The sequence below is a fragment of the Algoriphagus antarcticus genome (genome assembly GCF_002150685.1).
Taxonomy (GTDB): Bacteria; Bacteroidota; Bacteroidia; order Cytophagales; family Cyclobacteriaceae; genus Algoriphagus; species Algoriphagus antarcticus.
Window position 1 is genome coordinate 93,955 of record NZ_MSSW01000010.1, and the last position, 13,509, is coordinate 107,463.

11 protein-coding genes are annotated in these 13,509 nt (G+C 40.1%); 10 read left to right on the forward strand and 1 reads right to left on the reverse strand.

The features are described 5' to 3' along the window. Position 1: 1 nt before the first annotated feature. Complete coding sequence (locus BVH04_RS06395) at positions 2-1,048, reverse strand: endonuclease/exonuclease/phosphatase family protein (protein ID WP_086540642.1); 1,047 nt, start codon at positions 1,046-1,048, stop codon at positions 2-4. A gap of 238 nt (positions 1,049-1,286) precedes the next feature. On the opposite strand from BVH04_RS06395, the gene BVH04_RS06400 reads away from it, so the two are divergent. The 10 genes from BVH04_RS06400 (at position 1,287) to BVH04_RS06445 (ending at position 13,156) form a co-directional block, all read left to right on the forward strand. Continuing rightward, the gene (locus BVH04_RS06400; RefSeq protein WP_086540643.1) at positions 1,287-1,862 is read left to right on the forward strand and encodes a DUF2911 domain-containing protein; all 576 of its coding nucleotides are present in this window, start codon (positions 1,287-1,289) and stop codon (positions 1,860-1,862) included. Positions 1,863-2,000: 138 nt separating this feature from the next. Then, positions 2,001-4,415: a penicillin acylase family protein gene (locus BVH04_RS06405; protein ID WP_086540644.1), complete on the forward strand. Its 2,415-nt coding sequence runs from the start codon at positions 2,001-2,003 to the stop codon at positions 4,413-4,415. A gap of 5 nt (positions 4,416-4,420) precedes the next feature. Next, complete coding sequence (locus tag BVH04_RS06410) at positions 4,421-4,795, forward strand: hypothetical protein (RefSeq protein WP_086540645.1); 375 nt, start codon at positions 4,421-4,423, stop codon at positions 4,793-4,795. A 110-nt stretch (positions 4,796-4,905) separates the two neighbouring features. Continuing rightward, entirely contained in the window at positions 4,906-5,424 is a 519-nt protein-coding gene (locus BVH04_RS06415) for a helix-turn-helix domain-containing protein (RefSeq protein ID WP_086540646.1), read from the forward strand. 152 nt (positions 5,425-5,576) lie between these two features. After that, on the forward strand, positions 5,577-8,210 hold the full coding sequence (locus tag BVH04_RS06420) for an SLBB domain-containing protein (RefSeq protein WP_240510847.1): 2,634 nt from the start codon (positions 5,577-5,579) through the stop codon (positions 8,208-8,210). A gap of 24 nt (positions 8,211-8,234) precedes the next feature. Continuing rightward, a complete protein-coding gene (locus BVH04_RS06425; RefSeq protein WP_086540647.1) occupies positions 8,235-9,554 on the forward strand; it encodes a UDP-glucose dehydrogenase family protein in 1,320 nt (439 codons plus the stop codon). 59 nt (positions 9,555-9,613) lie between these two features. Continuing rightward, positions 9,614-10,231: an acetyltransferase gene (locus BVH04_RS06430; RefSeq protein WP_086540648.1), complete on the forward strand. Its 618-nt coding sequence runs from the start codon at positions 9,614-9,616 to the stop codon at positions 10,229-10,231. A 172-nt stretch (positions 10,232-10,403) separates the two neighbouring features. Beyond that, positions 10,404-11,531 (forward strand): DegT/DnrJ/EryC1/StrS family aminotransferase, encoded by a 1,128-nt coding sequence (locus BVH04_RS06435; protein WP_086540649.1) that lies wholly within the window; start codon positions 10,404-10,406, stop codon positions 11,529-11,531. A gap of 84 nt (positions 11,532-11,615) precedes the next feature. Then, positions 11,616-12,194 carry an acyltransferase gene (locus BVH04_RS06440; protein WP_086540650.1) on the forward strand — a complete coding sequence of 193 codons (579 nt, stop codon included), beginning with the start codon at positions 11,616-11,618 and terminating at the stop codon, positions 12,192-12,194. Then, positions 12,191-13,156, forward strand: a complete 966-nt coding sequence (locus BVH04_RS06445) for a Gfo/Idh/MocA family protein (RefSeq protein WP_086540651.1) — start codon at positions 12,191-12,193, stop codon at positions 13,154-13,156. Before BVH04_RS06440 ends, BVH04_RS06445 begins: the two co-directional genes overlap by 4 nt. The last annotated feature ends 353 nt before the right edge of the window (positions 13,157-13,509 follow it).

A 13,509-nucleotide genomic window follows, 5' to 3' on the forward strand; every position in this document is an offset into this window, starting at 1 on the left:
CTTACTTTTTCCCAAATCCTTCCCATGTGAAGGTCGCTGACACAGGATAGTGGTCAGAGTAATCTACTTCGCGATGAGTTTTGAATTGAACTGCCTTGAGCTTTTCGCTAGAGAAAATATGATCTATTCTCAGGAAGAAAAGGATGCGGTTATAAGTGAAGCCGAAGCCTCTTCCAGCAGTTTCGAAGGCATTTTCATAATTTTCTCCCAATTTGAAATAGGTGTAGGAATAGGGAATTTCATTCAAGTCACCGAGAAGAATCAGGGGATGGGGACTATTATTCATGTGTTCCAAGAGCACTTTCAGCTGCTTACTCCGAGCCAAACTTCCTCGTTGCAATTTGCCTAACGTTTGTCTATAATTTTCCTTGACACCTTCTAGATTTTCAAGCCCTTCCGTTGCAATTCTCATTGATTCCAAGTGAGCATTGTAGATTCGGATCGTATCACTATTCACTAGAATGTCAGCGAAAATAGCTCCATTGGTACCTTGAGCATCAAACACCTTTCCATCATTGATGATTGGGTATTTGGAGAAGATAGCTAAGCCATTTGATCTTTTCTTTGGATTCCCATCGATTATATGATAGGACACCTTATAGTTGGAATTCTTTCCGAGAATTTTCACAGCATCCCGCGAAGGGGTAGTGTTGTCTTGATAGAACTCCTGAAACACCTTCACATCAGCGGGCTGATCCTGTAGCCAGGAGAGCACATTTGATTCAGGTGTAGTCTCACTTTTTGGTTTATAATAGAACATATGAGCATTGTAAGTGAGCACTTTCAGACCTACTACTTCATCATTTTTTGGATGAATCTGAAATGTGGCAAGAAAAAATTTATAGCCGATCAACAAGGCCAAAAGCGGAAGAAATGATAGTTTTCTCCATGATAAAATCAAGATCACTAGCAGAAAAAGATTCAGGATTAAAAATATAGGAATGAAAAATGGCAATAGTCCAACGTATTGAAAATACTCTGGTGAGATGTAAACGCTAGCAAACAAAAATAACGTAATGGCAAAAATGAGCCAGGTGATAATCTTCATGAATTAAAATTGGTCAGGCAAGATGTTTTGCAATAAATCCTATTGAAGAGTTTGAGCGTATGGCCCTCAGAGCAATCTTCGATCCAAGTGATAAGCTAGTTCTAAAATCCATTTAGCTAATTTGTAAAGGTAGAATTTTTGGCAATGAAGCAAATGATCGGGTTACAAATGATGAAAGAGAATCTTTAATTTTGCTCATTTACGAATTATTAGTTATTTCGATAGAAATTTACCCACTATGAAAACTTACCAAACGATCTTATCGACGGCAATGATTACGCTAGTTTTGGCTTCGTGCAGTGACCCAAGGACTTCTGAAACCAGAGAATCTGAAGTGGCTGCTGAGACTAAAGAGGCCGCCGAAACAGAAGAATCCAGACCAAGCCCATTAATGGTTAAGGAAGGACAAATTGCTGGTAAAGGATTTAAAGTGCAATACGGTTCTCCTTCCGTGAAAGGCCGAGAATTATGGGGTGATTTGGTGCCTTATAATGTAGTGTGGAGAACGGGTGCTAATGAAGCTTCCTATGTGGATTTGGCTGAGGATATGTCAGTGGAAGGCAAAAAACTGGCAGCCGGCAAATACTCGCTATTCACTATTCCAAAGGAAACTGGCCCTTGGACTGTGATATTCAATTCTGAATGGGATCTAGAACATGGACATTTTCAATACGATGAAAAAAATGATGTGCTGCGAGTTGATGTGACTCCAGTTTGGGAAGAAACCAGTCAAGAATCTTTGTCAATGGAAGTAGAAAACCCTGGCATAGTCATTCGTTGGGAAAAACTAAAGCTCCCTATTAGCATAAATTAAAAAAAACATTTTTCCTGTAAAGCCCTCAAAAATTAATTTTGAGGGCTTTTTTATGGATAGATGTCAAATAGGATGAATCGATTTGCTTAATAATTATCAGATTGGGCTAAATTCGTCACTTTACCTAAAATCTATCCAATGAAGTATGTAGGCTTTTTAGTTGTTTTAGCACTAACAATCGCTCTGGCAGTAGCTGTTTCAAGACCTTTTGGCGCGATCCCACCTTTGGCTCCTTTGCTTGATCCCAATCATGGGTTCTGGCAAAATGCTATCTCTGAAGATGAATTGGCTGAAGATGAACTTGAACTCAAAAATTTGAGTAGTGAGGTAAAAGTGGTTTATGATGAAAATCTGATTCCGCATGTTTTTGCAAGCAACGCGGCCGACTTATACAGAGCTCAAGGTTACATTACTGCAAAGCATAGACTTTGGCAAATGGAATTCCAAACCATGGCGGCAGGAGGGAGAATTTCAGAGATTGTAGGTCCTTTGGCTTTGGATCTCGATAGAATGACTAGGAGAAAAGGCTTAGCATATGGAGCGGAAAAGGGAATGAAATTTATCCAAGAAAATGATCCTGATTCTTACCTTTTATTAGAAGCTTATGCAGATGGAGTCAACCAATACATTGACCAAATGTCAGATGCTAGATTACCAGTAGAATACAAAATATTGAATTATCGACCAGAACATTGGTCAGCATACAAATCCATCTTGTTGCTTAAATACATGACAGATATGTTGGTAGGTGATCGGGATTTGGAGTATTCCAATTTGCGTAAAATTCTAGGTGATGTCATGCTGGATAAACTTTACCCTGAATACCCAAGTGGTGTAGAGCCTATCATCGAGCCCGGTCATAAGTGGAACTTCAATCCACTTAGTGTGACACAACCAGATAGTATTCCTTATCCGAATGATCAACTGGTAATTGATCCGTTGCCTCAGCCGGAAGAAGGAACTGGCTCAAATAACTGGGCTGTATCTGGCTCGAAGACTAAAAGTGGCAATCCGATTTTGGCCAATGATCCGCATTTGAGTTTAAATCTCCCTTCGCTTTGGTTTTCCATGCAATTGACCACACCTGAGCATTCTGTCAAAGGAGCAACACTTCCCGGAGCTCTCGGTGTGATTTCAGGATTTAATGAAAATATAGCTTGGGGTGTCACCAATGCGACGCGGGATACACGAGATTGGTACAAAATCACTTTTCAGGATAAAACTAGAAAAGCTTATCGCTTTGGTGAAAAGTGGGAACAGACCACATTCAGAGTAGAGGAAATAAAAGTAAAGGGAGAGGATGTGTTTCTCGACACCGTTGTATATACGCACTATGGGCCAGTGGTCTATGATAAGACCTTCAATTCGAAACGGCAGGATATAAATTTTGCCCTGAAATGGAATGTCCATGAAGGATCAAATGAACAGAAGACCTTCCTTTTGCTGAATTCTGCCAAAAACTATGAAGACTATAACATTGCCTTGGATAATTATACCGCTCCAGCTCAGAACTTTGTCTTTGCTTCCAACAGCGGTGATATCGCCATGCGAATTCAGGGGAAGTTCCCTCTGAAATGGAAAGGCCAGGGGAAGTTTTTCATGGATGGAGCTGATCCCCGCATGGAATGGCAAGGATATATCCCGAATGAGCAAAATGCCAGCACTTTAAATCCTTCTCGAGGGTTTGTCAGCTCTGCCAATCAGCATCCTACAGATTCTACCTATCCTTATTATGTCTTTGACAATAGCTTTGAGTTTTATAGAAATCGACGTCTGAATAGCCAACTTAGCGAAATGAGTGAGATTACAATAGAGGATATGCAAGGGCTACAGTTTGATGATTACTACTTACATGCTGCCGAAGCTCTTCCGATTATGTTGGAGCTGTTAAGTAGTGAAGCTGAAAGTGGTGCAGAAGCGAAAAAGTATCTCTCACTTTTGAAAGAATGGGATTTTTATGCTGATCCAAATCAAAAGGCGCCTACTTTATTTTATATCTGGTGGAGAAAAACCTACGGACAGATATGGAAAGAATTGTCTGAAAATGTTGCGCCAATCGTACTACCAAGCTATTATCAGACGGTACTTTTCATGAAGAATGAACCAAGTGACCCGGTGTTTGATTTGAAAAATACTTCAGAGATGGAAACTGCTGCAAGTCATGTGAAGCAAGGTTTTGAAGAAATGCTCGCAGACATGAAAAAGTGGGAAGCGGACGAGGGGGATTTTTCTTGGGCCAATTATAAAAAGACCACAATTCAGCACCTTGTCCCACAGTTTAAGTCATTTTCTGTGGAGAATGTGTACACTGGCGGTGGTTCGGGTATCCTCAATGCTACCAGTTCGAGACATGGTGCAAGTTGGAGAATGGTAGTGGAATTAGGTCCAGAAATAAAAGCTTTTGGTATTTATCCCGGTGGGCAATCTGGTAACCCAGGCAGTAAATACTATAGTAATTTCATCCAGAAGTGGGCTAACGGTGAATATCTTAATTTTGATCTCAGAACTTCCGATCAAGCAGAAGGTGTATTATTCCAAACTATTTTAAACTAAGGGCTATGAAGTTCATATTATTAACATTTCTCGTAGCATTGCTTGTCATCGTTATCAATCCATTTCTGCCTTATTGGGCGATAATGATCCTTATTGCAATCCTTGCAGCATTAGTTGGTATTAAGGGAGCAGGGGCTTTTTTTGCAGGAGGATTCGGCATGGGCTTAGCTTGGTTGGGTCAAAGTATCTATGTCAGCAGTATTTCGGGTAGTTCTTTACCAGAAAAAATGGGTGAATTGATGGGGTTAGGATCTGATATGGCTTTATTTGCCTTTACTGGCATATTGGGGTTTTTACTTGGGGCTTTCAGTGCACTAAGTGGGAGTTTATTTCGAAAACTTTTTAAAAGAAAGCCTGATAATATCTATGGTAGATCGTGATGTAAAAAGGAAGTAATTAAGAGTCATCATTCTACATCAAAAACGTAAATTTTATTTTTCCTGTTCACTGCAATGAGTACCTTTGTTACTCACTATTCAGGAGCATTTTCATGCTTGAATCCTTAATTACCTCTAAGACAAGGCTGAAGTTACTTGTTAAGTTTTTTGTTAATTCTAAAACGCAGAGCCATTTGAGAGGATTGGCAGATGAGTTTGGTGAATCTACAAACGCAATTCGTAAAGAGTTGAATAACTTAACTAAAGCTGGGATTCTGGTAAAAGAGACTGACAAAAATAAAATTGCCTACAAGGCAAATGTGCAGCACCCATTTTTCTCCAACATTCAAGAAATCATTCGTAAGTATTTGGGCTTGGATAAGTTACTAGAACAGATCCTTGAGCGAATGGGAGAGGTTAGTCAAGTTATTCTTGTTGGGGATCTTTCTAAGGGTATCGATTCGGGTAAAATCGACGTAGTGGTTACGGGCGACAACCTGAATGAGAACTACATATTGAATTTATCATCTAGGATAGAGGAGCTAATAAATAGAAAAGTGGTATTGACATTGCTAGCTGAAAGGACGGTTTCGACTGGTCTGGTATTGTTTGATAGGGACATAGGAGCTTAGGTAGCTCAGAATTTATTGGATTGAAATTGGCGATAGGCACTTTTGTGACTGAAAGGGCGAAGCTGAGCAAAATTGTTTGAGAATCGATTAATAATCAGAAATTAGCAATTGGTTTGCGAGTGAAAATCGAATTGAACACGAAAATTATTGAATTGAAAAAATATACTTGGTTGATAAATTCTAGAAATTGCCTTTTACTGGTGATTTTTTTAGTGCTAGCCTTTGCTGCACAAAGTCAGAGTCTTTCTGATATCCAAAATCTCAAAGTAGATGATTTGTCTGATGCTCAAATCGAACAATTGATTAAAAGAGCAGAAGCAAATGGAATTACTACGAATCAGTTGACAGCCTTGGCTCGTGAAAGAGGAATGCCTGCATCGGAGGCTGCCAAATTGAGCAAACGTATCAGTGAACTTCAGATGTCAGTAAAGTCTCAAAGTGAAGGCCAAGATGGTTCGGGAGGAAGAATTGTCAATGGATTCCAGGAAATTGATATGTTTGATTCTATTCGGAGATCAGATCCGTACTATGATTTGACCGAAAAGCAGAAGAAGATTTTCGGGTATAAGCTGTTTCAAAACCGTGACCTAAACTTTAATCCTAGTTTGAATATTCCTACGCCAATGTCTTATATAATAGGCTCAGGAGATCAATTATTACTTGATGTTTACGGTGCCTCCCAGCAATCTTATGATTTGGATGTCAATCCGGAGGGAAGAGTTTTTATCCCAAATATCGGACCTGTGCAGGTGGGGGGGTCGAGTATAGAAGCAGCTACTTCAAGAATTAAAACTGCACTTGGTAGAATATATTCAGGGATAAATGGAAGTAACCCAAATACTTTCATTCAATTAAGGTTAGGTAATATTCGTTCGATCAAAGTTTCTATGGTAGGCGAGTTGACCAAACCAGGTACTTATACCTTGCCTTCATTTGCTACCGTTTTTAACGGGCTTTACGCCGCCGGCGGGCCTAATGAAAATGGAGCTTTTAGAAATGTTCAAGTATATAGGGACAGTAGATTAGTAGCGACAGTTGATATATATGAATTTCTTTCAAAAGGAATTCAAAGTGCTAATGTCACACTTCAGGACAATGATGTAGTGATTGTTCCGCCTGTAGATACTCGGGTAGAAATTAATGGGCCAGTGCGCCGAGAAGGACTTTTTGAAGTGAAGTCCGGTGAGTCATTGGAAGATTTGTTTGTCTATACTGGCGGTTTCACCAGTATAGCTTATAGAGATAGGGTCACCGTGAGAAGAATTGAAAACAATCAGCGCAAAGTGGTAGATGTTCCATCTAGCGAGTTTGATTCTTTTTCTCTTAAGGATGGTGATGAAATATTGATCGGAGAAGCTTTAGATAGATTTTCCAATAGAGTTCAAGTAACTGGCTCAGTCACACGTCCGGGTGAATATTCCTTGGATGAAGGTACTCTGACAGTGAAAGGGTTAGTGGAAAAGGCTCAGGGATTGAAACCAGAAGCATTTTCCACTAGAGCTACTTTATACAGAACTAGCGCTGATTTAACTTTGGCAGCGGTGCCGCTTGACCTTCAAGGCATATTAAATGGAACTGCACAAGATGTAGCATTGAAAAATGAGGATCTTTTGTTTGTGCCGAGTAGATATGATATTCAGGAAGAATATTATGTGAAAATCTCCGGTGAGATCAATTATCCTGGAACTTATCCATTTGCAGCCGATATGACTGTTGGAGATCTTATTTTGAGATCAGGAGGCATGTTAGAATCAGCCACAAATTCTTCAATAGAGATATCACGAAGAGTGCGGGATGCGTCTTCAGGTAAATTAGCGGAGATAAATACACTAACCATTGATCCAAACTTGGAGTTGACAGACGAAGAAAGAAACCAACCTCTTCAGCCTTTTGATCATGTTTTTATCAGAAGAAGCCCAGGCTTTGAAAGAGAGCAATTGGTGAGTATTAAAGGGGAAGTAACTTATCCGGGTGATTTTGCGATAGCTGCAGCAAACGAGCGAATTTCGGATGTAATCAAACGAGCGGGAGGGATTACTCAATACGCCTACCCAAAAGGAGCAAGTTTGATTAGAAGAACTGTTTACTTTATAAGGCCCACGGAAGAGGAGTTGCGCAAACAAACACTTAAGGAAATCCGGTCAAATCTTGATCCTGACACAAATAGGAATACAAATGAAGCCGAAGAACTTTTATATGAAAGGATAGACAAAAAGCTCGCTCAAAATGAACTTGAGAAGTATGAGCGAGAGCAAGCAGAGCAAAAGCGTAAGTTGTTTGAAATTTCACCTGCCTTTGATACACTCAGACTAGACTCGACGATTACTTCTATGAGAATGAAGGAACAAGATTTTGTTGGGATTGATTTGGGTTATATTTTAGAACACCCAGGGTCGGAAGAGGATTTGTTCCTTTTAGAAGGAGATGTAATTCAGATTCCGAAACAGTTGCAGACTGTACGTATGGTGGGGGAAGTTTTATTGCCCACTACCACGAGGTTTAGTAAAAATAGTGGCCTCAAAAAGTACATATCAAAAGCAGGGGGTTTTACCGAAGAGGCTAGGCGTGGAAAAACCTATGTAGTCTATGCCAATGGAGATGCTAAGAGAACGCTTAATTTCTTGGGATTAAAAATATATCCTGAATTGCAGCCAGGTGCAGAAATAGTGGTGCCCAAGAAGCCAGAGAGAAACCGGATGGGTGCAGGTAGTTGGATAGGTATTGCCTCTAGTCTTGCCACCGTAGCTATCTTGGTGCAAACTATTGTAAACAATAACAAACCATAATTAGCTAATCCTAATTAGAATTATATGAAAATCGTTGTAGTAGGTACAGGTTATGTAGGCCTAGTTTCCGGAGCATGTTTTGCAGATGTAGGAATCGAAGTTACTTGTGTTGACATTAACCAAAATAAAATAGATAGCCTCAAAAATGGCAAAATGCCAATTTACGAGCCAGGACTTGAAGAGATTGTTGTCAGAAATTACAAAAGTGGAAGACTTAAGTTCAGTACAGATTTAGGAGAAGCCATTCAGGGTGCTTCTGTAGCTTTTATTGCAGTGGGTACACCTCCCGGTGAGGACGGTTCTGCAGATTTATCTTATGTTTTGAGCGTGGCCGATGAAATCGGAGCTAAAATGAGCGATTACATCGTAGTTGCTACCAAGAGTACAGTGCCTGTAACTACAGGTGAGAAAGTACGTGCAGCTATCAAAGGAGCTTTAGACCAAAGAGGTTCTGAGTTACCTTTTGCGGTAGCATCCAATCCTGAATTCCTAAAAGAAGGAGCAGCAGTAGAGGATTTTTTGAAACCTGACAGAATCGTGATCGGTATAGATGATGAGCGTGCAGAGGAGATTATGAAGCGTTTGTACAAGCCTTTTCAGCTGAGCGGAGAGCGCATTATCTACATGGATATTCCATCTGCTGAGATGACCAAATATGCAGCTAATGCTATGCTGGCTACTAAAATCTCATTCATGAACGACATAGCAAACCTATGTGAACTTGTAGGGGCAGATGCGAATATGGTGAGGAAAGGTATAGGCGCAGACCCCAGAATTGGAAATAAATTCATCTACCCGGGTGTTGGTTACGGAGGTTCTTGCTTTCCAAAGGATGTAAAAGCGATTATCAGAACAGCCAAACAGTATGGCTATGATCTGCGAGTTCTCCAATCTGTAGAGGATGTGAATAATGATCAGAAATATGTGCTTTCTCAAAAAGTAAAGTCACACTTCGGAGAAGATCTCACAGGGATGACCTTTGCGATGTGGGGCTTGAGCTTCAAACCAAAAACAGATGATATGCGTGAAGCTCCAGCTGGAGTGATTATCGATGAGTTGAGAGCGGCTGGCGCTACCGTGAAAGCATACGACCCTGTAGCAATGGATGAGGCTAGGGAACATTATCTCTTCGATAAAGTAACCTATTGCACAGATGCTTATGCAGCTTTGGTGGATGCTGATGCCTTGCTTTTAGTGACGGAATGGTCTGAATTTAGAATTCCAAGCTGGGATGTGGTAAGTAAGCTTTTGAAAAACAAAGTGATCTTTGACGGTAGAAATATATACGATAAAAAATATCTGAAGACCTTAGGCTTTGAAACCTACGGCATTGGGTCTAAGTGATTTTTATGGCCCTTGAGATATACTCAGGGGCATAATTATGTTTTGAGCAATAGATACTAATGATAATTGCAGGTGCTGGTGGACATGGATTAGAGGTGCATCTTGTTTTGATTCAACAAGGCGTTTCTTCTTCTGAAATTTGCTATTTTGATGAAGATTCAGCTAAGCTTCAGAGAAAAGAAATAGAAGCGGAATACGTTTTTGAGAATGCTGTAATAGAAAAGCATTTTAGAAAGGATTCCAGATTTGTTTTAGGAGTGGGTAATCCAATCTATAGAGAAAAGCTATTTCACCTATTAGTCTCTCTCGGTGGAAGCATGCATGCGATAAGCAATACTTCTAATTTTCAACAAGTAAAGACAGGAAATGTTTATGATGCAATGCCATTCAGTTTTATCGGCCCTGAGACTAAAATTGGATTAGGGGTTTTGGTAAATACAGGTGCTCATGTGCATCATGAATGTGTTGTAGGTGATTTTAGTGAAATCGGTCCGGGAGCAATGTTATTGGGTGGTTCAAAAATAGGCAGAGCTTGCAGAATAGGTGCAGGAGCGATTATTTTGCCAGGAGTTGAATTGGCAGATGATGTGATTGTAGGAGCTGGGGCAGTCGTGACCAAATCCGTAACTGAAAAATCGACCTTGATTGGCATTCCTGCAAAGCCTTTATTACTATGATTGTTTTTCAAAGCATTAAGAAAATAGTAAAAAAAAGCCAGTATTCTTTTAGTTCCAAGTAAACCTAACAAGCCTTTGATTTCAGTTTGTAACTTGTTTTTAGGGTTTTTGATAGAGGTATTATACGACAGGTATCGTGTAGTGCTTACACAAATTTCCAATTAATTTCCGTATGAGTTCTATACAAATGGTGGACTTGAAGTCCCAATATGATTTAATTAAAGCTGAGGTAGATCAGGCGATTCAAGGAGTAATCGATACTACTTCGTTTATCAATGGCCCTCAGGTAAAAGAATTTTCAAACGCTCTTGCAGATTATACTGGAGCGAGGTATGTGATTACCTGTGGCAATGGGACTGACGCGCTTCAGATTGCCATGATGGGATTGGATTTCCAGCCTGGACAAGAAGTCATTGTGCCTGCTTTCACCTATGTAGCAACAGCAGAAGTTATTGCCTTATTGGGATTGAAACCGGTATTTATCGATGTGATTGCCGATACTTATGAACTCGATATTGCCCAATTGGAATCTAAAGTCTCGTCTAATACTGTGGGTATAGTACCTGTTCACCTGTATGGGCAATGCTCTAACATGGAGGCAATTTTGGCTTTTGCCAAAAAACATAATCTTAAAGTCATTGAAGATACCGCTCAGGCGATCGGTGCTAAATATACTTTCTCAGATGGAAGAGTAATGCAGGCAGGTACCATGGGAGATGTAGGAACAACCTCGTTTTTTCCTTCCAAAAATCTGGGCTGCTATGGAGACGGAGGTGCTATGTTTACCAATAATGAAGCTTTGGCTGAAAAGCTCCGGATGATTGCCAATCATGGCCAAAAAAAGAAATATCATCACCATATAGTAGGAGTAAATTCCAGACTGGACACGCTACAAGCTGCAATTTTGAATGTGAAGCTAAAGCATCTAGATAGATACTCAGCTTCCAGGAATGAGGTGGCTGATAAATATGACGAAGCATTTGCAGGTCATAAAAACATTAAATCACCTGCTAGAGTACCAAATTCCACCCATGCCTTTCATCAATATACAGTACAGATCGAAGGAGTGAGCAGGGAAGAATTAAAGTCTTATTTAGCTGAAAAAGGGGTGCCATCTATGGTTTATTATCCTGTTCCGCTGCATCAGCAGGAGGCCTACATGGACTTGGGATTCAAGAAGGGAGATTTCCCTGTAGCTGAGTCACTTTGCCTCAAGGTGCTTTCACTTCCTATTCATACAGAGATGAAAGTTGAAGATCAAGAATATATTATTGAAACAATAAAAGGATTTTTTGCATGAAAGCGAGCACAACACAAACATCATTCACTGGGATGTATCAATCAAGCGAGATTCCATCTGACCTCCTAAAACAATTATAAACAGATGAAAGAATATTTCGCACATGAAAGTGCCTACATAGATGAAGGCTGCGAAATCGGAGCTGGAACAAAAATCTGGCATTTTTCCCATGTGATGTCTAATTGTAAAATTGGCAAAGGATGTAACTTGGGCCAAAATGTAGTGGTTTCTCCGGAAGTAGTAATGGGAAACAATGTAAAGGTTCAAAACAACGTTTCTATTTATACAGGAGTGACCTGCGAAGACGATGTGTTTTTAGGCCCATCAATGGTTTTTACCAATGTAATCAACCCGAGAAGTGCGGTCAACCGCAAATCTGAATATGCAAAAACGCACGTAGGAAAGGGAGCGAGCATCGGAGCAAATGCCACGATAGTATGCGGCCATGATATTGGAGCATATGCATTCGTAGGAGCCGGTGCAGTGATTACCAAGACAGTCCCAGCTTACGCATTGATGGTAGGCAATCCCGCTCGACAAATGGGATGGATGAGTGAATTTGGAGAGAAATTAAAGTTCGACACCGAAGGGAAAGCACTTTGCGAAGCAACTGGCGATCAATATGAACTGATTAATAATCAAGTTAGCAAACTGACTAAATGAAGAATTTTGCATTAATCGGCGCTGCGGGATATATCGCTCCAAGACATATGAAGGCAGTAAAAGATACAGGCAATATATTACTAGCCGCCTATGATAAATTTGACAGCGTAGGTGTGATGGACAGCTATTTTCCAGAAGCTGATTTTTTCACGGAATTTGAACGATTTGATCGGCATGTGGAGAAGTTAAAACGAACGGAGGAAAAAATTGATTACGTAAGTATTTGTTCGCCAAACTACCTGCATGATTCACACATCCGATTTGGTCTGAGGGTAGGAGCAAACGTAATCTGCGAAAAGCCCCTAGTACTCAATCCTTGGAATATTGAGGCTTTGAAAGAAGTCGAAAATGACCATGGAACAAAAGTGTTTAATATTCTTCAGCTTAGACTTCATCCATCCATAGTTGCTTTGAAGAAGCGGATAGAAGAAGGTCCCAAAGATAAAATTTACGATTTAGATCTAGCCTATATCACTTCCCGTGGACATTGGTATTACACGTCATGGAAAGGGGATGTAAGTAAGTCCGGTGGAATCGCCACAAATATTGGTGTTCATTTTTTCGATATGTTGACATGGGTATTTGGCGCGGTGAAAAAGAATGTGGTTCATATCCATACCCATGACCGAGCGGCAGGTTATTTCGAATTGGAAAAGGCCAGGGTTCGTTGGTTTTTGAGTATCAATTCAGACACCTTACCAGATCATGTGAAGACTAAAGGTGGAAAGACGTTCCGCTCCTTATCGATGGAAGGCGAGGAGATTGAATTCAGCGATGGATTTACAGAACTCCACACTCATAGTTATCAGCTTATACTCGATGGCCAAGGGTTTGGATTGGAGGAGGCAATGCCCAGTATTCAAATCGTTCATGATATTAGGCATATGAAATCAGTCGGCCTTAAAGGAGATTATCATCCGTTGGCTGCCGTGAGATTGGCAAAGCATCCATTTGAAAATTGACCGTGAATACTAATCTGATTTTCTACGATCTTTAGCTCCAAGAAAAATATACAAAAAGGTATAAGGGAAGTATTGGCAAATGAAGAAATAATCTTAAGGGAGCTATTTCACTTGCATAATAGGAGAAAGATTATATAAATCTTAATGCCGTCAGAGGTACTTTTAGGGATAGCCTATAACTGTGCATCTCGAAAAGAATATGAATCTTTTGCAATTAAACTTTATGAAGCAGAGGAGACTGAAAAGGGGCTAGGTGGTCTTTAGAATTTGGCGCTGATTGGTGGAATTAACCTTTCTGCAATGAAGGAAGAGAATATTGAGGCTATCTTTTGGCTAGAAATGTAGTCAAACTT

Excerpts from the sequence above, each read along its gene's own strand:
- BVH04_RS06430 (WP_086540648.1), top strand. The coding sequence starts at position 9,614 with ATGATAATTGCAGGTGCTGGTGGACATGGATTAGAGGTGCATCTTGTT.
- BVH04_RS06415 (WP_086540646.1), top strand. The coding sequence starts at position 4,906 with ATGCTTGAATCCTTAATTACCTCTAAGACAAGGCTGAAGTTACTTGTT.
- BVH04_RS06425 (WP_086540647.1), top strand. The coding sequence starts at position 8,235 with ATGAAAATCGTTGTAGTAGGTACAGGTTATGTAGGCCTAGTTTCCGGA.
- BVH04_RS06400 (WP_086540643.1), top strand. The coding sequence starts at position 1,287 with ATGAAAACTTACCAAACGATCTTATCGACGGCAATGATTACGCTAGTT.
- BVH04_RS06395 (WP_086540642.1), bottom strand. The coding sequence starts at position 1,048 with ATGAAGATTATCACCTGGCTCATTTTTGCCATTACGTTATTTTTGTTT.
- BVH04_RS06445 (WP_086540651.1), top strand. The coding sequence starts at position 12,191 with ATGAAGAATTTTGCATTAATCGGCGCTGCGGGATATATCGCTCCAAGA.
- BVH04_RS06410 (WP_086540645.1), top strand. The coding sequence starts at position 4,421 with ATGAAGTTCATATTATTAACATTTCTCGTAGCATTGCTTGTCATCGTT.
- BVH04_RS06440 (WP_086540650.1), top strand. The coding sequence starts at position 11,616 with ATGAAAGAATATTTCGCACATGAAAGTGCCTACATAGATGAAGGCTGC.
- BVH04_RS06405 (WP_086540644.1), top strand. The coding sequence starts at position 2,001 with ATGAAGTATGTAGGCTTTTTAGTTGTTTTAGCACTAACAATCGCTCTG.
- BVH04_RS06435 (WP_086540649.1), top strand. The coding sequence starts at position 10,404 with ATGAGTTCTATACAAATGGTGGACTTGAAGTCCCAATATGATTTAATT.